General features: G+C 72.9%; 17 protein-coding genes. 12 read left to right on the top strand and 5 right to left on the bottom strand.

Going from position 1 to position 20,829, the window contains the following annotated elements:
* Positions 1 to 233 precede the first annotated feature (233 nt).
* The 4 genes from hutU to hutI all read left to right on the top strand — a co-directional run bounded on the left by hutU (position 234) and on the right by hutI (position 5,743).
* The gene (hutU, locus tag MCM47_RS19265) at positions 234 to 1,904 is read left to right on the top strand and encodes a urocanate hydratase (RefSeq protein WP_238862872.1); all 1,671 of its coding nucleotides are present in this window, start codon (positions 234 to 236) and stop codon (positions 1,902 to 1,904) included.
* A gap of 17 nt (positions 1,905 to 1,921) precedes the next feature.
* The gene (locus MCM47_RS19260) at positions 1,922 to 3,124 is read left to right on the top strand and encodes an allantoate amidohydrolase (protein ID WP_238863036.1); all 1,203 of its coding nucleotides are present in this window, start codon (positions 1,922 to 1,924) and stop codon (positions 3,122 to 3,124) included.
* Positions 3,115 to 4,464, top strand: coding sequence for a formimidoylglutamate deiminase (locus MCM47_RS19255; RefSeq protein ID WP_238862871.1), 1,350 nt, complete (start codon positions 3,115 to 3,117; stop codon positions 4,462 to 4,464). The genes MCM47_RS19260 and MCM47_RS19255 overlap by 10 nt, the downstream gene beginning before the upstream one ends.
* Before the next feature lie 109 nt (positions 4,465 to 4,573).
* Complete coding sequence (hutI, locus tag MCM47_RS19250) at positions 4,574 to 5,743, top strand: imidazolonepropionase (protein WP_238862870.1); 1,170 nt, start codon at positions 4,574 to 4,576, stop codon at positions 5,741 to 5,743.
* 96 nt (positions 5,744 to 5,839) lie between these two features.
* Here hutI and MCM47_RS19245 read toward each other — a convergent pair whose 3' ends face one another.
* Positions 5,840 to 7,936 carry a prolyl oligopeptidase family serine peptidase gene (locus MCM47_RS19245; RefSeq protein WP_238862869.1) on the bottom strand — a complete coding sequence of 699 codons (2,097 nt, stop codon included), beginning with the start codon at positions 7,934 to 7,936 and terminating at the stop codon, positions 5,840 to 5,842.
* A 178-nt stretch (positions 7,937 to 8,114) separates the two neighbouring features.
* On the bottom strand, positions 8,115 to 9,623 hold the full coding sequence (locus tag MCM47_RS19240; protein ID WP_238862868.1) for a peptide MFS transporter: 1,509 nt from the start codon (positions 9,621 to 9,623) through the stop codon (positions 8,115 to 8,117).
* Between the two features lie 329 nt (positions 9,624 to 9,952).
* Between MCM47_RS19240 and MCM47_RS19235 the strand changes: the two genes are divergently transcribed.
* Together MCM47_RS19235 and MCM47_RS19230 are read left to right on the top strand one after the other, a co-directional pair.
* Positions 9,953 to 10,627 carry a response regulator transcription factor gene (locus MCM47_RS19235; RefSeq protein WP_030290974.1) on the top strand — a complete coding sequence of 225 codons (675 nt, stop codon included), beginning with the start codon at positions 9,953 to 9,955 and terminating at the stop codon, positions 10,625 to 10,627.
* Between the two features lie 83 nt (positions 10,628 to 10,710).
* On the top strand, positions 10,711 to 11,958 hold the full coding sequence (locus tag MCM47_RS19230) for an ATP-binding protein (RefSeq protein WP_238862867.1): 1,248 nt from the start codon (positions 10,711 to 10,713) through the stop codon (positions 11,956 to 11,958).
* Between the two features lie 88 nt (positions 11,959 to 12,046).
* Here MCM47_RS19230 and MCM47_RS19225 read toward each other — a convergent pair whose 3' ends face one another.
* Both MCM47_RS19225 and MCM47_RS19220 read right to left on the bottom strand, forming a co-directional pair.
* A complete protein-coding gene (locus MCM47_RS19225) occupies positions 12,047 to 12,739 on the bottom strand; it encodes an ester cyclase (protein ID WP_238862866.1) in 693 nt (230 codons plus the stop codon).
* A 111-nt stretch (positions 12,740 to 12,850) separates the two neighbouring features.
* On the bottom strand, positions 12,851 to 13,390 hold the full coding sequence (locus tag MCM47_RS19220; protein ID WP_238862865.1) for a GtrA family protein: 540 nt from the start codon (positions 13,388 to 13,390) through the stop codon (positions 12,851 to 12,853).
* 280 nt (positions 13,391 to 13,670) lie between these two features.
* Here MCM47_RS19220 and MCM47_RS19215 point away from each other — a divergent pair, with 280 nt between their 5' ends.
* The 4 genes from MCM47_RS19215 to MCM47_RS19200 all read left to right on the top strand — a co-directional run bounded on the left by MCM47_RS19215 (position 13,671) and on the right by MCM47_RS19200 (position 17,114).
* Positions 13,671 to 14,789 (top strand): 5-(carboxyamino)imidazole ribonucleotide synthase, encoded by a 1,119-nt coding sequence (locus MCM47_RS19215; RefSeq protein ID WP_238862864.1) that lies wholly within the window; start codon positions 13,671 to 13,673, stop codon positions 14,787 to 14,789.
* On the top strand, positions 14,786 to 15,355 hold the full coding sequence (purE, locus tag MCM47_RS19210) for a 5-(carboxyamino)imidazole ribonucleotide mutase (protein WP_238862863.1): 570 nt from the start codon (positions 14,786 to 14,788) through the stop codon (positions 15,353 to 15,355). Before MCM47_RS19215 ends, purE begins: the two co-directional genes overlap by 4 nt.
* A gap of 23 nt (positions 15,356 to 15,378) precedes the next feature.
* Positions 15,379 to 16,602, top strand: coding sequence for a dipeptidase (locus tag MCM47_RS19205; RefSeq protein ID WP_238862862.1), 1,224 nt, complete (start codon positions 15,379 to 15,381; stop codon positions 16,600 to 16,602).
* 92 nt (positions 16,603 to 16,694) lie between these two features.
* Complete coding sequence (locus tag MCM47_RS19200) at positions 16,695 to 17,114, top strand: CoA-binding protein (RefSeq protein ID WP_238862861.1); 420 nt, start codon at positions 16,695 to 16,697, stop codon at positions 17,112 to 17,114.
* A 127-nt stretch (positions 17,115 to 17,241) separates the two neighbouring features.
* Here the strand turns inward: MCM47_RS19200 and MCM47_RS19195 are convergent, their stop codons facing one another.
* Positions 17,242 to 18,579, bottom strand: a complete 1,338-nt coding sequence (locus MCM47_RS19195; protein WP_238862860.1) for a UDP-glucose/GDP-mannose dehydrogenase family protein — start codon at positions 18,577 to 18,579, stop codon at positions 17,242 to 17,244.
* Positions 18,580 to 18,975: 396 nt separating this feature from the next.
* On the opposite strand from MCM47_RS19195, the gene MCM47_RS19190 reads away from it, so the two are divergent.
* Together MCM47_RS19190 and MCM47_RS19185 are read left to right on the top strand one after the other, a co-directional pair.
* On the top strand, positions 18,976 to 20,082 hold the full coding sequence (locus MCM47_RS19190) for an LCP family protein (RefSeq protein ID WP_238862859.1): 1,107 nt from the start codon (positions 18,976 to 18,978) through the stop codon (positions 20,080 to 20,082).
* Between the two features lie 94 nt (positions 20,083 to 20,176).
* The coding region (locus MCM47_RS19185; protein ID WP_238863035.1) for an acyl-CoA dehydrogenase family protein at positions 20,177 to 20,829 on the top strand (653 nt) is incomplete at its 3' end.

Below are 20,829 nucleotides of genomic sequence, written 5' to 3'. Positions count from 1 at the left end.
ATCTCCTCGGCGGATCCCCGAGCCTTGCGGGTCGCACGGTGGCGGCCGTCCTCGCGTCCTCCGTTCGTCGGCGATGGGCCGAGTGGCTGGTGTTCGCCTGATTCGGGGTAGGGCTCGGGGGTCCGGCGCACCGGCGCTGATCGGATGGGTCCGAGGTCTGGCCGCGGGCTGATTGTTTGGATATATTCAGCCAGGTCAAGACTGAATGAATTCATCCGCAGGGAGGCCAGGACATGGTGCAGCAGCAGACGAGCGGACCGCGCGAGGTGCGTGCGGCGCGGGGGACGGGGCTCACGGCACAGGGGTGGCAGCAGGAGGCGGCCCTGCGGATGCTGATGAACAACCTCGACCCCGAGGTGGCCGAGCACCCGTCCAAGCTCGTCGTCTACGGCGGCACCGGCAAGGCCGCCCGGGACTGGCGCTCCTTCGACGCCATGGTCAGGACGCTGCAGGGCCTGAAGCAGGACGAGACCATGCTGGTCCAGTCCGGCCGCCCGGTCGGCGTGATGCAGACCCACGAGTGGGCGCCGCGCGTGCTGATCGCCAACTCCAACCTCGTCGGCGACTGGGCCAACTGGGAGGAGTTCCGCCGGCTGGAGAGCCTGGGGCTCACCATGTACGGCCAGATGACCGCCGGGTCGTGGATCTACATCGGCACCCAGGGCATCCTCCAGGGCACCTACGAGACCTTCGCCGCCGTCGCCAACAAGCGCTTCAACGGCACCCTGGAGGGGACGATCACCCTCACCGCCGGCCTCGGCGGGATGGGCGGCGCCCAGCCGCTCGCCGTCACCATGAACGGTGGCGTGGCGATCTGCATCGACTGCGACCCCTCCCGGATCGCCCGCCGGATCGAGCACCGCTACCTGGACGTCGAGGCCAAGAACCTCTCCCACGCCCTGGAGCTGGCCACCGCCGCCCGCGACAAGAAGCAGCCGCTCTCCATCGGCCTGCTGGGCAACGCCGCCGAGCTGTTCCCGCAGCTGCTCGCAATGGACGCCCCGATCGACATCGTCACCGACCAGACCAGCGCCCACGACCCGCTGAGCTACCTGCCGCTCGGTGTCGCCTTCGACGACATGGCCACCTACGCGGCCGAGAAGCCCGCCGAGTTCACCCAGCGCTCGCGCGAGTCGATGGCCAAGCACGTCGAGGCCATGGTCGGCTTCCAGGACCGCGGCGCCGAGGTGTTCGACTACGGCAACTCGATCCGCGGCGAGGCCCAGCTGGCCGGCTACGACCGCGCCTTCGCCTTCCCCGGCTTCGTCCCCGCCTACATCCGCCCGCTGTTCTGCGAGGGCAAGGGCCCGTTCCGCTGGGCGGCGCTCTCCGGCGACCCGCAGGACATCCACAAGACCGACAAGGCCGTGCTCGACCTCTTCCCGGAGAACGAGTCGCTGGCCCGCTGGATCAAGATGGCCCAGGAGAAGGTGCACTTCCAGGGCCTGCCCGCGCGCATCTGCTGGCTCGGCTACGGCGAGCGCGACAAGGCCGGCGAGCGCTTCAACGACATGGTCGCCTCCGGCGAGCTCTCCGCCCCGATCGTGATCGGCCGCGACCACCTGGACTGCGGCTCGGTCGCCTCCCCGTACCGGGAGACCGAGGCGATGCTGGACGGCTCCGACGCGATCGCCGACTGGCCACTGCTCAACGCCATGGTCAATGTCGCCTCCGGCGCGTCCTGGGTCTCCATCCACCACGGCGGCGGCGTCGGCATCGGCCGCTCGATCCACGCCGGCCAGGTCACGGTGGCCGACGGCACGCCGCTGGCCGGCGAGAAGATCCGCCGGGTGCTCACCAACGACCCGGGCATGGGCGTCATCCGGCACGTCGACGCCGGCTACGACCGGGCCGACGAGGTCGCCGCCGAGCGCGGGGTGCGCATCCCGATGGGTGAGCTGTGAGCGACTCCTTCCTGGAGATGTGGGCGGAGCTGCTCCCCGTGGGCCGCTCCGCCTCCTCCGGCGGCTACCGCCGCTTCGCCTGGAACTCCGCGGACGCCGAGTGCCGGGCCTGGTTCGAGGAGCAGGCCCGCAAGCGCGGCCTGACCTACGAGCTGGACCGCAACGGCAACCAGTGGGCCTGGCTGGGCGACCCGCAGGGCCAGGGCGCCGTCGTCACCGGCTCGCACCTGGACTCCGTCCCGGACGGCGGCGCCTACGACGGCCCGCTCGGCGTGGTCTCCTCCTTCGCCGCCCTGGACGAACTGCGCTCGCGCGGTGCCCGGTTCGGCAAGCCGCTGGCGATCGTCAACTTCGGCGACGAGGAGGGCGCCCGGTTCGGCGTGGCCTGCATCGGCTCCCGGCTGACCGCCGGCGTGCTCGGCAGGGAGGCCGCGTACGAGCTGCGCGACGCCGACGGCGTCCGGCTGCCCGACGCGATGGAGCGGGCGGGCTACGACCCCGCCGCCATCGGCGCGGACGGCGACCGGCTGGCCCGGATCGGCGCCTTCGTCGAGCTGCACGTCGAGCAGGGCCGCTACCTGGCCGAGGACCAGCCGGTCGGCGTGGCCAGCGCGATCTGGCCGCACGGCCGCTGGCGCTTCGACTTCCACGGCGAGGCCAACCACGCCGGCACCACCCGGATCGAGGACCGCCGCGACCCGATGCTCACCTACGCCAACACCGTGCTCTCGGCCCGGAAGAAGGCGAAGCTGGCGGGCGCCCTGGCCACCTTCGGCAAGGTCGCGGTGGAGCCCAACGGCACCAACGCGATCGCCTCCCTGGTCCGCGGCTGGCTGGACTCCCGGGCCGCCGACGAGGCGACCCTCACCGCGCTGGTCGAGGAGATCGAGCGGGCCGCGTACGAACGCGGTGAGCGCGACGGCGTCCGGGTCGCGCTGACCCGCGAGTCCTACACCCCGGTGGTGGACTTCGACGGCCCGCTGCGCGACCGGCTGGCCCGCCGGCTGGAGCGCGACGGGGCACCCGGCAGCGTGCCGGTCCTGCCGACCGGCGCGGGACACGACGCCGGAATCCTGGCATCGGCGATCCCGACCGCCATGCTGTTCGTGCGGAACCCGAGCGGCGTCTCGCACTCCCCGGCCGAGCACGCCGAGACCGCCGACTGCCTGGCCGGGGTCGCCGCGCTCGCCGACGTACTGGAGGACCTGGCGTGTCAGTGATCTACTGGGCGCAGTACGCCTGGCTGCCCCACGTCAACGGGCCGGTGGTCGAGCAGGACGTGCTGATCGCCACCGGGAGCGGCGGCAGGATCGCCGAGGTGACGCCGGACAGCGGGCCCTGCCCGCCCGGCGCGGTCCGGCTGGACGGGCTGCTGCTGCCCGGCCAGGCCAACGCCCACTCGCACGCCTTCCACCGGGCGCTGCGCGGCAACGTCCAGGTCGGCTCCGGCACCTTCTGGACCTGGCGCGACACCATGTACCGGTTCGCCACCGCGCTGGACCCGGACAGCTACCTGGCGCTCGCCACCGCCGTCTACGCCGAGATGGCGCTCGCTGGCATCACCGCGGTCGGGGAGTTCCACTACCTGCACCACGCACCCGGCGGCACCCGCTACGACGACCCGAACGCGATGGGCGAGGCGCTGATCGAGGCGGCCGCCCGGGCCGGCATCCGGATCACCCTGCTGGACACCTGCTACCTCTCCTCCGGCTTCGGCGCCGAGCCGACCAAGCCGCAGCGCCGGTTCAGCGACGGCGACGCCGACGCCTGGGCCGAGCGCGCCGCCGCGCTGCGCCCGCGCGAGCACGCCCGGATCGGCGCGGCGATCCACTCGGTCCGGGCGGTGCCCGCCGAGCAGCTCGGCACCGTCGCGCACTGGGCGTCGATGCACGAGGCGCCGCTGCACGTCCACCTCTCCGAGCAGACCGCCGAGAACGACGCCTGCCTCGCCGCGCACGGCGTCACCCCGACCCGGCTGCTCGCCGACCACGGCGCGCTCGGCCCGCGCACCTCCGCGGTGCACGCCACCCACCTCACGGAGGAGGACGTCAAGCTCCTCACCGACTCCTCCACCACCATCTGCATGTGCCCCACCACCGAGCGGGACCTCGCCGACGGCATCGGCCCGGCCCGCCAACTGGCCTCGGCCGGCTGCCCGGTGACGCTCGGCAGCGACAGCCACGCCGTCATCGACCCGTTCGAGGAGGCCCGCGCGCTGGAGCTGGACGAGCGGCTGCGCACCCGCACCCGCGGCCACTGGACGGCCAACGCGCTGCTGCGGGCCGGCACCGAGGACGGGCACGCCTCGCTCGGCTGGCCGGAGGCCGGGCGGATCGAGGCCGGCTCGCTGGCCGACTTCACCGTGATCGCGCTGGACTCCGTGCGCACCGCCGGTCCGCCCTCCCGGCTCGGCGCAGAGATCGCGGTCTTCGCCGCCTCGGCCGCCGACGTGCGGCACCTGGTGGTCGGCGGCCGGCACGTGGTCAAGGACGGCGTGCACCAGCTGGTGCCGGACGTCCCGGGCGCGCTGCAGTCCTCGATCGCCGCACTGAGCTGCTGAGAGATCCCGTTGACCCCCGGGGCGGGGCGGGGGCCCCGCCCCCGCCCCGCCCCTCGTCCATCCCGAAAGGCCTGACGTGAGCACCCCCAGCACTTCCAGGAGCGACGGCATGCCGAGCACCCTGATCACCGGCATCGGCAGCCTGGTCACCAACGACCCCGCGCAGGGCACCGGGCCGCTGGGCCTGCTCACCGACGCGGCCGTGGTGGTGGACGGCGGCACGATCGCCTGGGTCGGCCGGGCCGCCGAGGCGCCCGCCGCCGACGAGCGGTTCGACGCGGCGGGGCGGGCGCTGCTGCCGGGCTTCGTCGACTCGCACGCCCACCTGGTGTTCGCGGGCGACCGCACCGCCGAGTTCAACGCCCGGATGTCCGGCCAGTCGTACACGGCCGGCGGCATCCGCACCACGGTGGCCGCCACCCGGGCCGCGAGCGACGCCGAGCTGGACGCCAACCTGGCCCGGTTCGTCCGCGAGGCGCTGCGTCAGGGGACGACCTCGATCGAGTGCAAGTCCGGCTACGGGCTGACCGTGCCGGACGAGGCGCGGGCCCTGCGGATCGCCTCCTCGTACACCCCCGAGACCACCTACCTCGGCGCCCACGTGGTCGCCCCCGAGTACGCGGACGACCCGGCCGGCTACGTGGACCTGGTCACCGGCGAGATGCTGGACGCCTGCGCGCCGTACGCCCGCTGGGTGGACGTGTTCTGCGAGAACGGCGCCTTCGACGGGGACCAGGCGCGGGCGATCCTGACCGCCGGCATCGAGCGCGGTCTCACCCCCCGGGTGCACGCCAACCAGCTCTCCTACGGTCCCGGTGTGCAGCTCGCCGTCGAATTGGGCGCGGCCTCCGCCGACCACTGCACCCACCTGACCGACGAGGACGTGGCGGCGCTGGCCGGCTCGGCCACCGTGGCGACGCTGCTGCCCGGCGCGGAGTTCTCAACCCGCGCCGCCTACCCGGACGCGCGCCGGCTGCTCGACGCGGGCGCCGTGGTGGCGCTCTCCACCGACTGCAACCCGGGCTCCAGCTTCACCAGTTCGATGCCGTTCTGCATCGCGGTCGCGGTGCGGGAGATGGGGATGACGCCGGACGAGGCGGTCTGGGCGGCCACCGCGGGCGGCGCGCACGCGCTGCGGCGGACGGACGTCGGGACGGTGGCCGTGGGCGCCCGCGCGGACCTGCAGCTGCTGGAGGCCCCCTCACACGTGCACCTCGCGTACCGGCCGGGCGTGCCGCTGACGGCGGCCGTCTGGCGGGCGGGCGTGCGCGAGGTCTGACCGGTGCACCGCGAGGGGCCCCCGTCCCGCACCGGGGGCGCGGGGCCCCTCGCGTGCGGGGGGCGGGCCTCGGACGGCCCCCGGGCGGGGCCGGCGTCAGGCGAGGCCGAGCGAGCGCTTCAGGAAGTCCAGCTGGTGGTGGTGCAGGTTCTCCGCCACCGCCTCGTCCGTGGGGGTGTGGGTGGTGCCGCTGAGCGGTAGCACCTCGTGCGGGCGCCCGGCCGCGAGCAGCGCGCCGGAGAGCCGCAGGGCGTGGACCGGGAACACGTTGTCGTCGGCGAGGCCGTGGACCAGCAGCAGCGGACGGCGCAGTCGCGGCGCGTCGGCGAGCAGCGAGCAGGCGTCGTAGCGCTCGGGGTGCTCGCCGGGGTGGCCGAGGAACCGCTCCTGCCAGTGGGTGTCGTAGAGCCGCTGGTCCGTGGGCGCGGCTCCGGCGACGGCGGCGTGGAAGACGTCCGGCCGCCGCAGCACGGCGAGCGCGGCGAGGTAGCCGCCGTAGGACCAGCCGCGGATCGCGACCCGGTCGAGGTCGAGCAGCCCGGGCCGCAGCCGGGCGGCCTCGTGCAGCCCCTCGACCTGGTCCTCCAGGGCCGGGGTGGCCTTGTCCCCGAAGACCTCCTTGTCCCAGCGGGGCCCGCGGCCGGGGGTGCCGCGGCCGTCGACGACCAGCACGGCGAAGCCCTGGTCGGCGAACCACTGCGAGACCAGCTCCGGCCAGCCGCCGCCGGTGGTGACCTTCTGCAGGGCCGGCCCGCCGTACGGGTCGAGCAGGACCGGCAGCGGGCCGTCCGCGGGGCCGTGGCCGGCGGGCAGGAAGAGCGCGGCGCAGAGCCCGCGCGGGCCGAGCCGGAGCAGCTCCGGCCGGGCGGTGAGGACGGGCGCCTGCGCGTACGAGGCCAGCGGGAGCGCCGGGCGGCCCTCGGACAGGACGGTGGTCCGGCCGGCCGGGGCGCCGGAGGCCCGGGTGGTGAGCACGAGCGTGCCGGCGCGCCGCACACCGGTGTGCAGACCGGGCCCGGCGCTCAGCCGGCGCAGGCCGGCGGCGGGCCCGTACAGCCAGAGGTGGGTCTCGGTGGGCTCCTCGGTGGCGGTGAACAGCACCTGCTCGCCCTCGGTCCCGAGCACCTCGCGCAGCTGCAGCCCGGCCGGGGTGACGGGTTCGCCGGCCACGTCGAGGTGGCGGGTCCCGCCGAGGTCGGCGGAGCCGACCAGCGCCCCGGACGCCGTGCGGACCGGCAGGCCTGGGACCAGCTCGACCCAGTGCTCGTCGCGCTGCTCGGCCAGGACGCTCGTGGCGCCGTCCGGGGCGATCGCCAGGGTGCGGACGGTGCGCTGGTCGCGGCTCTGCACGGCGGCGTACGGGCCGTGGTCGTCCCAGCCGGCGGCGGCGAGGTACTCGTAGCCGGCCCGGTCCCAACGGACCTCGGTGCGGTCCCCGGGACGGTCCGGGTCGAGGGGGAGGAGCCAGAGCGAGACGTCGGAGTTGGCGGTGCCGGCCAGCGGGTAGCGGACCGTCCGCGGCGGCCGCTGCGGCTCGGCCGGGTCGGCGAGGTGGAGGCGGCTCAGCGGACGGTCGTCGACGCGGGCCGCGAGCAGCGCGGTGCCGTCGGGCGCCCACCAGTGGCCGCGGGTGCGGTACATCGACTCGGCGGCGACGTGCTCGGCCGTCCCGTACGCCACCTCCTCGTGCTCGGGCTCGGCGAGCGCCCGGTCGCCGCGGCCGTCGGTGCCGACCACGCGCAGGGCGCCCCCGCCGACGTAGGCGATCCGGCGGCCGGCCCGGTCGAGGCGCGGGTCGTACACCGGGGCGGCGGTGGGGACGTTGCGGACCGCGCCGTCGGCGCCGTCCACGAGCCAGAGCGCGCCGTGGAGGGCGAAGACGGCGAGCCGGCCGGTGCCGTCGGTGCCGAAGGCCGTGATGCCGGTGGTCAGCACCCGGGCGCGCTCGCGGCGGATCCGCTCGGCCTCGGGGAGGGTGGCGTCGGCGGCGCCGAGCGCGGCGGGGTCGGCGAGCAGCCGCTCCGCGCCGGTGGCGGTGTCGAGCGCCCAGAGGCAGGAGACCGGGTCGTCGCCGCCCCGGCTGCGCAGGAAGAGCACGGTGCGGCCGTCGGCGGAGACGGCCGGTGCGGTGGGGGCGCCGAGGGTGAAGCGCCGGGTGAGGGCGAGCTGACGGGGCAGTGAGTCGGTCGGCATCCCGTCACCCTCGCACGAACCGGCGGCGGAGGCGGGGCCGGTGCCGGGAGCGGGGCCGGTGCCGGGAACGCGAACGCGACCGGGGCCGGGAGGCGACCGGGCCGGGAACGCGACCGGGGCCGCCGCGGATCTCAGGAATCCGCAGCGGCCCCGGAGCCGGTGCCAGGTCGGCTGGGCGTCAGTGCACGTCGCCCATCAGCTTCACGACCTTCTTGCGGTACATCGCCAGGCCGACGCCGGCCACGATGGCCATCGCACCCTGGAAGGCGAAGTACCCGGTGGATCCGACCACCTCGTCGCCGAGCACGAGCTGGAAGATGGCCGCGACGCAGTCACCGGCGGTGACGGCGAGGAACCAGACACCCATCATCTGGCTGGCGTACTTCGCCGGGGCCAGCTTGGTGGTGACGGAGAGGCCGACCGGCGAGAGGGTCAGCTCGCCGACGGTCTGGACCAGGTAGACCATGGCCAGCCAGAGCGGGGTGACCTTGGTGCCGCCGGCGGCGGCGCCCATCGCCAGCATCATGACCAGGAAGGAGCCGCCGATCATCAGCAGACCGAAGGCGAACTTCATGGTGGTGCTGGGGTTCTTGCCCTTGCGGGACAGGGCCACCCAGAGCCAGGCGAAGACCGGGGCCAGCGCCATGATGTACAGCGGGTTCAGCGACTGGAACCAGGTCGACGGGAAGTTGAACCCGAACAGCGTGGACGCGGTGTTCTCGTCCGCGAAGATGCTCAGCGTCGAGCCGGACTGGTCGTAGATCATCCAGAACACGGCGGCGGCGACGAAGAACCAGATGTAGCCGCTCATCCGGGACTGCTCGGTCTCGTCGAGGTCCTTGTCCCGCTTCACCTTGGAGAAGACGAAGACCGGGATCGCGATGCCCGCGATCGACAGCGGCCAGATCGCCCAGTTGATGGTGAAGTGGCCGGTCAGCGTGACGACCGCGTAGAAGACGGCGGCCAGGCCCAGCCAGATGCCGGCCTTCTTGAAGATCGCGCTCTTCTCGGCGGCCGAGATCGGCGAGGTGACCACGTCGCTCTTCGGGCTCAGGTGGCGGGTGCCCAGCAGGAACTGGGTCAGGCCGAGCGCCATGCCGACGCCGGCGAGCGCGAAGCCGAGGTGCCAGTTCACGCTCTGGCCGACGGTGCCGATGACCAGCGGGGCGGCGAAGGCACCGAGGTTGATGCCCATGTAGAAGATCGTGAAGCCGCCGTCGCGACGCGGGTCGTTCGGCCCGTCGTAGAGGTGGCCGACCATCGTCGAGATGTTGGCCTTCAGCAGGCCGGAGCCGATCGCGATGAACGCCAGACCGACGAAGAACGACGCGCTCATCGGCACGGCCAGCAGGAAGTGGCCGATCATGATGATCACACCGCCGACCGCGACGGTCTTGCGGGCACCGAGGAAGCGGTCCGCGATCCAGCCGCCCGGGAGGGCGAGCAGGTAGACCATCGCCGTGTACACGCTGTAGACGGCGGCGGCGACGGCCGCCTTCATGCCGAGGCCGCCCTCTGCGACGGAGGCCGTCATGTAGAGGACCAGCAGGGCGCGCATGCCGTAGTAGCTGAAGCGCTCCCACATCTCGCTCATGAAGAGAGTGGCGAGTCCACGGGGGTGCCCGAGGAAGGTCTTGCCGCTGGGAGAGGCCGGCTTGAGGCCGGCGTCCAGGGTCGTAGACGCCATGTGTAGGGGTTCCTTGCCTGACAGCGTCCGCCAAGGGGGGTGGAGGCGGACGTGGACGGAACCACTGTACGTGGCGATATTTGGCGGCATCGGCTGACAAAACGTGGCAATTAGGTATGCCGACGGTAAAGCCTGCGACAGGCTAGCTTGTTCGATCCATGGTCCGGCCGCCGGAATTCCTTCGGATTGAAGATCGAAAAGCAGAATCTTCGCCGAACGCGCGGTCGGGAGCGGTTCGTTGAGCGGTGTTCGCCGTCCGTATAACGATCACGCTCTGTGAACTACCTCACAGCGACAACGGCCATACCCCGGCGGACTACCATCACCACATGACCTGTGTGCTGCTCGCCGAGGACGATCCGGCGATCTCCGAACCCCTCGCCCGGGCCCTGCGACGCGAGGGGTACGAGGTGCTCGTCCGGGAGGACGGCCCGACCGCGCTGGCCGCCGGGCTCACCGAGGAGGTGGATCTCGTCGTCCTCGACCTCGGGCTGCCGGAGATGGACGGCCTGGAGGTCTGCCGGCGCCTGCGCGCGGACGGCAAGAGCTGCCCCGTCCTGGTGCTCACGGCCCGCGCCGACGAGGTGGACACGGTGGTCGGCCTCGACGCGGGGGCCGACGACTACGTGACCAAGCCGTTCCGCCTCGCCGAGCTGCTGGCCCGGGTCCGGGCCCTGCTCCGGCGCGGCAACGTCGACCAGCTCACCACCGGTGCGCACGGGGTGAAGATCGACATTGAGTCGCACCGCGCCTGGCTGGGCGAGGAGGAGCTCACCCTCTCCGCCAAGGAGTTCGAGCTGCTGCGGGTGCTCGTACGGGACGCCGGCCGGGTGGTCACCCGCGAGGAGATCATGCGCCAGGTCTGGGACACCACCTGGTGGACCTCCACCAAGACGCTCGACATGCACATCTCGTGGCTGCGCAAGAAGCTCGGCGACGACGCGGCCAACCCCCGGTACATCGCCACCGTGCGCGGGGTGGGTTTCCGGTTCGAGAAGAATTAGGGCTGATCCACAGGACAGGCCCTGGGCCCGGTCAAGGGGCGCCCGCCCCGGCCCGGTTCTACAGCACCACGGGGAGCGGCAGCGTGAAACGCCGGATGATCAACTCGCTGCTCGGCGTCGTCCTGGTGGTGGTCGTCGTGTTCTGCGTGCCGCTCGCCCTGGTCGAGAAGCGCACCATCGTCAACGCCGCCCAGGACCGCGTCGACGCCGCGGCCGTAAGGGTGCTCGCCCTGGTGGAGAACCGGCTGGCGGCCGGCGAGCCGGTCACCGGCGACAAGTTCGCCAACCAGGTGACCGACGGCCAGTACGTCGAGGTGGACATCCCCGGTCAGCCGATCGTCTCCAGCGGCACCCGGCCGGAGGGGGACCACCTGCTGAAGGCCGTCGAGCAGGGCGCCAGCGGCGAGACCGTCACCGTGGAGCAGTCCCGGGCGCCGGTCGACCACGAGATCGCGAACATGCTGCTGCTGCTCGGCGTGGTCGCCCTGCTCGCCGTCCAGGCCGCCGTCGCCCTCGCCGTCTGGCAGGCCAAGCGGCTCGCCCGCCCTCTCACCGACCTCGCCGAGACCGCCGAGCGGCTCGGCTCCGGCGACCCCCGCCCCCGCGACCGACGCTACGGCGTCCCGGAGCTCGACCGGGTCGCCGAGGTCCTGGACGTCAGCGCCGAGCGGATCGCCCGGATGCTCACCGCCGAGCGGCGGCTCGCCGCCGACGCCTCGCACCAGCTGCGCACCCCGCTCACCGCGCTCTCGATGCGGCTGGAGGAGATCACCGCGCTCGCCGAGGAGCCGGACACCGTCAAGGAGGAGGCGACCATCGCCCTCCAGCAGGTCGAGCGGCTCACCGACGTCGTCCAGCGGCTGCTCACCACCCAGCGGGACCCGCGCAGCCCCACCGCGGTCGCCTTCGACCTCGACGAAGTGATCAAGCAGCAGGTGGAGGAGTGGGGCCCGTCGCTGCGCGGCACCGGCCGGGTGCTCCAGGTGGAGGGCCTGCACGGGGTCACCGCGGTCGGCACGCCGGGCACGGTGGCGCAGGTCCTGGCCACCCTGATCGAGAACTCGCTGATGCACGGCGCCGGGACGATCACGCTGCGGGTGCGGCCGTCCGGGACGTCGCTGGTGGTCGAGGTGCAGGACCAGGGCGCGGGGGTGCCGCCGGAGCTCGGCAACCGGGTCTTCGAGCGCGCGGTCAGCGGCCGCAACTCCACCGGCATCGGGCTGGCCGTCGCCCGCGACCTGGCGGAGGCGGACGGCGGCCGGCTCGAACTGCTCTCGCTGAAGCCGCCGGTGTTCGCGCTCTTCCTGGGGCGGAGCCGCAGGAACGACTAGCGCTGTCTGGGGCGGAGCCGCAGGAACGACTAGCGCTGTCTGGGGCGGAGCCGCAGGAACGGCCAGCGCTGTCCGGGGCGGAGCCGGGTCAGCCCGGCATCATGCCCAGCTGCCTCATCAGACCCATGACTTCCCACTGCCACCAGCCTTCCTGGATCATGCCGTCCTTGAACCGGAAGGTCGTCGTCCCGCGTCCGACCACCGACTTGCCGGTGGACGGGACGCCCATGAAGTCGGCCTTCTGCGTGGCGTTCCAGGTCCAGCGGAGCGCGACCTCGTCGCCGTCGGCGAGCCGGCTCTCGATCGCGAAGCTGAAGTCGAAGGCGTTCACGTAGCCCCTGCAACGCTCCTTGAACGCCGCCGTGCCGATCGCGTCGGCCTCGCTGCCGTAGTCGTGGTCGCGGTAGTCGGCGGCCATGCACTCGTCGATCACATCGAGGTTGCCCCTGGCGAGTTCGTCGAGGACGCGGACCGCGGTCGCCTTGTTGAACCGGGTGTCGCGGACCACGTCGAGGTCGGTGAAGGTCGGCGGCTCGTCGCAGAGCGCCACCATCTCGCGGAAGATCCGGTCGGTCTCGGGCAGGTTGGAGTTCCGCATGGCCTCCTCGTAGGAGGGGAACTCCACGATCTCCACGACGTGCTTGGTGTCGGAGCGGTCCGTGGCCACCATCGCGTGGCCCGCCGTGCGCCTGCCCCTGGTCTGCTCGGCCCACGTGTCCATGAGCCGGTTGAGGTCGTCCACCCGGTCGGTCTTGCAGTCGATGATCTGGACGAACGCCATGGCGAGCCTCCTGGGTAACCCCCCTCGGCCTCGATCGTCCGCCGGCCGTGCTCGCCCCGGTAAGACCACTGTCCTCTCGTCCCGGCGGCCCGGGCAAGTGGACTCCGGCGCCTACTCGGCCTTGGCGTACCGGATCTCCTCGGCGGCCAGCATCAGTTCGGCCTGGGCGACCAGGCCGGGCGCCTCGCCCTCGGCGGCCTCCGGCTCGGGGATCGCCGTGAACACCCAGGTCCGGTACGAGACGAAGCGGAACACCGTGGCCACCGCGAGGCCGGCGACCTTCGCGGCCAGCTGCTCGAAGTGCGAGTCCAGGCCCAGGACGTAGACCGAGAAGCCCAGCACCCCGGTCTCGATCAGCATGCCGGCGCCGCTGAAGAGCAGGAAGAGCGTGATCTCGCGCTTGCGCGAGGCCGCGTCGCGGTCGCGGTACAGCCAGTAGCGGTAGCCGAGGTAGTTGGTGGCGATGGCCACCAGCGTGGCCGCGATGTTCGACCGCAGCGAGGCCAGGTGGAGCCCGTTGATGCAGATCCAGAACACGGCGAAGTTGACCACCACACCGCTCAGGCCGACGATGGCGAACTTCACCACCTCGCCCGACAGTCCGCGCAGCTTCTGCGCCAGCGAGGGGTTCGACGCCGTGGTCGTCGCCATACCGGGCTGCCTCCATGTACCTGCCGACGAGGGGGCCCGGAGCGGGTGCTCGGCTGACCCCTGGAGCCCTGCGTGCACACACATGATCTGACCGCGCGTAGCAGGACCTGGCGAACCAGGCTACCCGCTTCCGCCGATCGGCTCAGCCCCGAGGGCGTCGGGTTGACATCTACGCGCGTCCGGTCCATCGGCCGCGGTGGTGGTTCCACCGCCCCCGACCGGCCCGGATATCCTGGGCCGCGTGACTTCCCCGGGCAATGCGAATTTTCCAGTGGTGGGCATGATCGGCGGTGGGCAGCTGGCCCGCATGGCACACCAGGCGGGTATCCCGCTCGGGGTCAGGTTCAAGCTCCTCGCCGACACGCCCCAGGACTCCGCCGCGCAGGTGGTGTCCGACGTCGTCCTCGGTGACTACCGCGACCTCGACACGCTCCGCCGCTTCGCGGCCGGCTGCGACGTCGTCACCTTCGACCACGAGCACGTGCCGACCGAGCACCTGCGGGCCCTGGAGGCCGACGGCATCGCCGTCCGCCCCGGCCCGGACGCGCTGGTCAACGCCCAGGACAAGGGCGTCATGCGGGCCCGGCTCGACGCCATCGGCGTCCCCTGCCCGCGGCACCGGATCGTCGCCGACCCGGCCGACGTCACCGCCTTCGCGGCCGAGGGCTCCGGCTACCCGGTCGTGCTGAAGACCGTTCGCGGCGGCTACGACGGCAAGGGCGTCTGGGTCATCGACGACGAGCAGCAGGCGCAGGCGCCGTTCCTGGCCGGCGTGCCGGTGCTGGCCGAGGAGAAGGTCGACTTCGTGCGCGAGCTGGCCGCCAACGTGGTCCGCTCGCCCAGCGGCCAGGCCGTCGCCTACCCCGTGGTGGAGAGCGTCCAGGAGAACGGTGTCTGCGCCGAGGTCACCGCGCCGGCGCCCGACCTGGACCCGGCCCTCTCCGACGAGGCCCAGCAACTGGCCCTGCGGATCGCCGGCGAGCTGGGCATCACCGGCCACCTCGCGGTCGAGCTGTTCCAGACCCGGGACGGCCGGATCCTGGTCAACGAGCTGGCCATGCGCCCGCACAACTCCGGGCACTGGAGCCAGGACGGCGCCGTCACCTCGCAGTTCGAGAACCACCTGCGGGCCGTGCTCGACCTGCCCCTCGGCGACCCCCGCCCGCGCGCCAGGTGGACCGTCATGGTCAACGTCCTCGGCGGCGACTACCCGGACATGTACCACGCCTTCCTGCACTGCATGGCCCGCGACCCGGGCCTGAGGATCCACATGTACGGGAAGGACGTGAAGCCCGGCCGCAAGGTCGGCCACGTCAACGTCTTCGGGGACGACCTCGACGACGTCCGCGAGCGCGCCCGTCACGCGGCCGCCTACCTGCGAGGAACGATCACCGAATGACCCACCCGTCGCCCGGCCACCACCCCCGTTCGAGCGCCGACGCGAGCACCCCCCTCGTCGGCATCGTGATGGGCTCGGACTCCGACTGGCCCGTGATGGAGGCCGCCGCCCAGGCCCTCGACGAGTTCGAGATCCCGTACGAGGTGGACGTCGTCTCCGCCCACCGGATGCCGCGCGAGATGGTCGCCTACGGCGAGAACGCCCACGCGCGCGGCCTGAAGGCGATCATCGCGGGCGCCGGCGGCGCCGCCCACCTGCCGGGCATGCTCGCCTCGGTCACCCCGCTGCCGGTCATCGGCGTGCCGGTGCCGCTGCGCTACCTGGACGGCATGGACAGCCTGCTGTCGATCGTCCAGATGCCGGCCGGCGTGCCGGTGGCGACCGTCTCGGTGGCGGGCGCGCGCAACGCGGGCCTGCTGGCGGTGCGGATGCTCGCCGCGTTCGACCCGGAGCTGACCGAGCGGATGACCGACTTCCAGGCCGAGCTGAACAGCCAGGCCACCGAGAAGGGCAAGAAGCTCAGGGCCAAGGTGGCGGGTTCCTCCTCCTTCGGCTTTGGAAAGTAGTCCTGTCGGATACAACAGCTCGTATGACCTCTGAGCTGCTGGATCCCTCCTCCGCCACCGCCCTGCTGGAGCGCGCCCGGGCTCTGCTGCGCGCCGCGCCCGTGGTGGACGGGCACAACGACCTGCCGTGGGCGATGCGCGAGCAGGTCGGCTACGACCTCGACGCGCTCGATCTGGCCGCCGACCAGAGCGCCCGCCTGCACACCGACCTCGCCCGCCTGGCCGCGGGCGGGGTCGGCGCGCAGTTCTGGTCCGTCTACGTCCCCTCCCGGCTGGCCGGCGACCACGCGGTCAGCGCGACGCTGGAGCAGATCGACTTCGTCCGGACGCTGGCCGAGCGCTTCCCCGACCGGCTCCGGCTCGCCCTCACCGCGGACGACGTGGAGGCCGCCCGCGCCGAGGGCCGGATCGCCTCCCTGATGGGCGCCGAGGGCGGCCACTCCATCGACTGCTCGCTCGCCACCCTGCGGGCGCTGTACGACCTCGGCGTCCGCTACCTGACGCTGACCCACAACGACAACACCCCGTGGGCCGACTCGGCCACCGACGAGCCGTCCGCCGGCGGTCTCACCGCGTTCGGCGAGGAGGTCGTCCGGGAGATGAACCGGCTCGGCATGCTGGTCGACCTCTCGCACGTCTCCGCCGACACCATGCGCGACGCGCTGCGCGTCACCGAGGCGCCGGTGGTCTTCTCGCACTCCTCCGCGCGGGCCGTCTGCGGCCACCCGCGCAACGTCCCGGACGACGTGCTCGCCGCGCTCGCCGGCAACGGCGGCGTGGCGATGGCCACCTTCGTGCCGAAGTTCATCCTGCCCGCGGCCATCGAGTGGACCGCCGCCGCGGACGAGAACATGCGCGCCCACGGCTTCGACCACCTCGACACCACCCCTGCCGCGATGGCCTGCCAGCGCGCCTTCGAGCAGGCCAACCCGCGCCCGGTCGCCACCCCGGTCACCGTGGCCGACCACCTCGACCACATGCGCGAGGTGGCCGGCGTCGACCACATCGGCATCGGCGGGGACTTCGACGGCACCGCCTTCCTCCCGGCCGGCCTGGACTCGGTGGCCGGCTATCCGAACCTGATCGCCGAACTGCTGCGCCGGGGCTGGTCGGAGGCCGACCTGGCCAAGCTCACCTGGCACAACGCCGTCCGCGTCCTGCGCGACGCCGAGGGGGTCGCGGCCCGCCTGCGCGCCGAGGGCCGCCGGCCGTCCATCGCCACCCTCGCGCAGCTCGACGGCCGATGAGGTCCGGCTCCGGCTCCCGGGCCCCGGACGGGAATGGCCCGGGGTCCACCGGCGCTGGAGCTGGCGAGTTCCCGGAGGCGAGGAGGCAGGGCATGTACGGCGACCCGGACACGGTCCGCAGGATCCTGACCGAGCTGGGCGACACGTGGGCCGTGGTCGGCCTCTCGTCGAACCAGCGGCGAGCGGCGTACGGGGTGGCCGACGTGCTGCAGCGCTTCGGCAAGCGGATCGTGCCGGTGCACCCGAAGGCGGAGACGGTCCACGGTGAGAAGGGCTACGCCTCCCTGGCGGAGATCCCCTTCGAGGTCGACGTGGTGGACGTGTTCGTCCGCTCCGACCTGGCCGGCCGGGTCGCCGACGAGGCCGCCGCCATCGGGGCCGGGGCCGTCTGGTTCCAGCTCGGCGTGATCGACGCGGCGGCGTACGAGCGGACCAGGGCCGCCGGGCTGGAGATGGTGATGGACAAGTGCCCCGCCATCGAGATCCCCCGGCTCGGCCCGGCCCGCCGGTAGCGACCGGGCGGGGCAGGCGGAGCGGGGCCCGTCGGGCGCGCGAGAGCGCCCGGCGGGCCTTCGGCCTCCGTCGTTCACCTGGAGGGCCGGCCTCGGAAGGCCGCCCCCGGCCGGGCGCGGGCGCGGCTCAGCTCGGGCGGCCCAGGGCCCGGTACGTCCAGCCGGCCGCCCGCCAGGCGTCGGCGTCCAGCGCGTTGCGGCCGTCGAGGAGACGCCGCTCGGCGACGACCTCGCCCAGCTCGGCCGGGTCCAGCTCGCGGAACTCCTGCCACTCGGTGAGGTGCAGGACGACGTGCGCCCCCTCCGCGGCCTCCAGCGCGGACCCGGCGTAGGCCAGGCCGGGGAACATCTTGCGGGCGTTGTCCGTCGCCTTCGGGTCGTACACCGTGACCTGCGCGCCCTGGAGCTGGATCTGGGCGGCCACGTTGAGCGCGGGGGAGTCCCGGATGTCGTCCGAGTTCGGCTTGAACGCGGCGCCGAGGACGGCCACCCGACGGCCCAGGAAACCGCCGTCGCACTGCTCGCGGGCCAGCTCGACCATCCGGGAGCGGCGGCGCATGTTGATCGAGTCGACCTCGCGCAGGAAGGTCAGCGCCTGGTCGGCGCCGAGCTCGCCCGCCCGGGCCATGAACGCCCGGATGTCCTTGGGCAGGCAGCCGCCGCCGAAGCCGAGACCGGCGTTGAGGAACTTGCGGCCGATCCGCTCGTCGTAGCCGAGCGCGTCCGAGAGCAGCGTGACGTCCGCGCCGGCCGCCTCGCAGACCTCGGCCATCGCGTTGATGAACGAGATCTTGGTGGCGAGGAAGGAGTTGGCGGCGGCCTTGACCAGCTCGGCGGTGGCGAAGTCGGTGACCACGAACGGCACCCCGGCCGCGATCGGGTCCGCGTACACCTCGCGCAGCAGCTGCTCGGCGCGCTCGCTGCGGACGCCGACCACGATCCGGTCCGCGCGCAGGGTGTCCTGGACGGCGAAGCCCTCGCGCAGGAACTCCGGGTTCCAGGCGAGTTCGGCGCCCTCGCCGACCGGTGCCCGGGTGGCCAGCCGCTCGGCCAGTCGGCCCGCCGAACCGACCGGGACGGTGGACTTGCCGACCACCAGCACCGGGCGGGTCAGGTGCGGGGCCAGTGCGTCGATCGCGGCGTCCACGTACGACATGTCGGCGGCGAACTCCCCCTTGCGCTGCGGGGTGTTGACGCAGATGAAGTGCACGTCGCCGAACTCCGCGGCCTCCTGGGCGGAGGTGGTGAAGCGCAGCCGTCCGGTCGAGCCCTCGTGGCCGGCCACGTGCTTGAGCAGCAGCTCGGACAGGCCCGGCTCGTACATCGGGACCCGTCCGGCGGTCAGCATGGCGATCTTGTCGGGGTCGATGTCCAGACCCAGCACCTCGAAGCCGAACTCCGCCATGGCAGCGGCGTGGGTGGCGCCGAGGTAACCGGTGCCGATCACGGAGATGCGGAGGGTCACGGGTTCCCCTTTGCAGGATGTCGACCGGGGGGCCTGGTCGGCTGGACGGACAGGACGTGCGACCCCGATGCTATCCGCCGCCTCCTACCCCGCCCAGGCCGTCCCAGCAGGAGCGATGTTCCGGCCGGCGGGGGCTCCGTTTCCGGCCCGGCGCCGGAGTTGCGCGGCGATCCGGCCGAACCCCGGCGCGGCGGATGTGACCGACGGCACAATGCGCGCATGGATCCGAAGCCCGAACGCCCGGACGACCCGCCACGCCCGGACGACCCGCCACGCCCGGACGGGCCGCCGTGCCCGGACGACCCGCCGTGCCCGGACGACCCGCCGTGCCCCGACGACCCGCCGTGCCCGGAGGGGTCCGCGCTCCCCGCGGAATCCGCGCACCCCGGGCCTGGCTTGAGCCTCTTCGAGCCGAGGGGCGGCGAGGACGGCGCGGCGGACGGCCCGCAGGGGGACGACGGCCCCGACCCGCCCGCCCGTCGCCGCCGCACGCGCCGCGCCCTGCTCTGGACGCTCTCCGCCCTGCTGGTGCTGGCCCTCGGGGCCGGCGGCACCGTGTACTGGGTGGCCCAGCACTACGCCTCCTCGGTCACCCGCATCCCGGACGCCTTCCCCACCGCAGCGGAGTCCGCCCAGCCGCGACCCGTCCCGGCGAGCGGCCTCAACCTGCTGCTGGTCGGCCTGGACGCACGTTCCGACGTCCCGACCACCGGGAGCGCCGCCCGCGCCCCGGCCTGGCGGGCGGGGGCGGCCCGCAGCGACACCATGATGCTGCTGCACCTCTCCGAGGACCGCCGCAGCGCCTCCCTGGTCTCGCTGCCCCGCGACACCTGGGCGGACGTCCCCGGTCACGGTCGGGCCAAGCTGAACGCGGCCTACTCCTGGGGCGGTCCGGCGCTGATGACCGAGACCGTGCAGAACCTCACCGGCATCCGGATCGACCACCTCGCCGTGATCGACTGGAACGGCTTCCGGGCGCTCACCGACGCCGTCGGCGGGGTGGACATCACCATCCCGCGCACCATCGAGGCGGTCGGCGAGGCCCGCGCCTGGGAGGCCGGCACCCACCACATGGACGGCGCTCAGGCCCTGCTGTACGTCCGCGAGCGGTACGGCCTGCCGGGCGGGGACCTCGACCGCACCAAGCGGCAGCAGAACTTCCTCCGTTCGCTGATGCTGCGCATCATGGACTCCGGCACCCTGACCAGCCCGGCCAGGCTGGGCGGCCTGCTGCAGTCGGTCGGCGAGGTGGTCAGCGTCGACGACCGGTTCTCCAACACCGACCTGTTCCGACTCGCCTGGAGCCTGCGCTCGCTGCGCCCGGACGACGTCCGGTTCATGAACGCTCCGTTCGGCGGCTTCGACACCCGGGACGGGCAGAGCGTGGTGCTGCTGGACGAGCGCCCCGCCGCGCAGCTCTGGGAGGCGATGCGCAACGACCGGATGCCGCAGTACTTCCGCGATCACCGGGCCGGCGACACCCTCGGCACGGACGTCGACTGATCTAGGCAGCCGCAGGTCGGAGCCCTAGGATCTCTACTTAACGGTAATTAACCGGGACTTCACGGCACCATCCGAACTCGACGAGGCGGGCATCATGGCGGGCAGCGCAGGGGCGGCGGACTTCGATCTCTTCCGGATCTCCGAGGAGCACGAGATGCTCCGTGAGGCGGTGCGTTCGCTGGCCGAGGCGAAGATCGCTCCGTTCGCGGCGGAGGTGGACGAGCAGGGTCGGTTCCCGCAGGAGGCGTTGGACGCGTTGCAGGGCAATGACCTGCACGCGGTGCACGTGCCGGAGGAGTTCGGTGGTGCGGGGGCGGACGCGCTGGCGACGGTGATCGTGATCGAGGAGGTGGCGCGGGTGTGCGCCTCGTCGTCGTTGATCCCGGCGGTGAACAAGCTGGGTTCGCTGCCGGTGCAGCTGTCGGGGTCGGAGGAGTTGAAGGCGAAGTACCTGGGGGCGCTGGCCCGGGGTGAGGGGATGTTCTCGTACTGCCTGTCGGAGCCGGAGGCGGGTTCGGACGCGGCGGGGATGAAGACCCGGGCGGTGCGGGACGGGGACTTCTGGGTGTTGAACGGGGTGAAGCGGTGGATCACCAATGCCGGGGTGTCGGAGTTCTACACGGTGATGGCGGTGACGGATCCGCAGGCCCGGTCGAGGGGGATCTCGGCGTTCGTGGTGGAGAAGGGCGATGCGGGGGTGTCGTTCGGGGCGCCGGAGAAGAAGTTGGGGATCAAGGGGTCGCCGAC

Origin of the sequence: Kitasatospora sp. A2-31 (genome assembly GCF_022288725.1) — a bacterium.
In the GTDB taxonomy this organism is placed as follows: Bacteria; Actinomycetota; Actinomycetes; order Streptomycetales; family Streptomycetaceae; genus Kitasatospora.
This window is presented reverse-complemented; position numbering and strand designations above follow the sequence as displayed.